1 protein-coding gene is annotated in these 416 nt (G+C 64.4%); it reads right to left on the reverse strand.

The genetic code is table 11. The features are described from left to right. On the reverse strand, nucleotides 1-416 hold a 416-nt coding region (locus ACW6W5_RS17860; RefSeq protein WP_458233679.1), incomplete at both ends, for an SIS domain-containing protein.

Genomic DNA, 416 nt, shown 5'->3' on the forward strand with positions numbered 1-416 from the left:
GGGGTGCGGATCACATGCACGCCGTCGGACTCGACGAAGTTGCTGTCCTGGTCGGCGAACACGAACAGCTCACCACCGCGCGCACGCACTTCCTGCATGTTGGATTTGACCTTCTCCAACAGGCTGTCGTTCGGGGCGATCACCACCACCGGCATGTCCTCATCCACCAGCGCCAGCGGGCCGTGCTTGAGCTCACCGGCCGGATACGCCTCGGCGTGGATATAGGTGATCTCCTTGAGCTTGAGCGCGCCTTCCAGCGCGATCGGGTAATGCAGGCCACGCCCCAGGAACAGTGCACTGCTCTTGCGTGCGAAGCGTTCGGCCCATGCGGCGATCTGTGGCTCCATGTTCAGCGCGTGCTGCACGCTGCCCGGCAGGAAGCGCAGCTGCTCCAGGTAGTCCGCTTCCTGCACGGC

Source organism: Stenotrophomonas sp. IS26 (genome assembly GCF_054188265.1).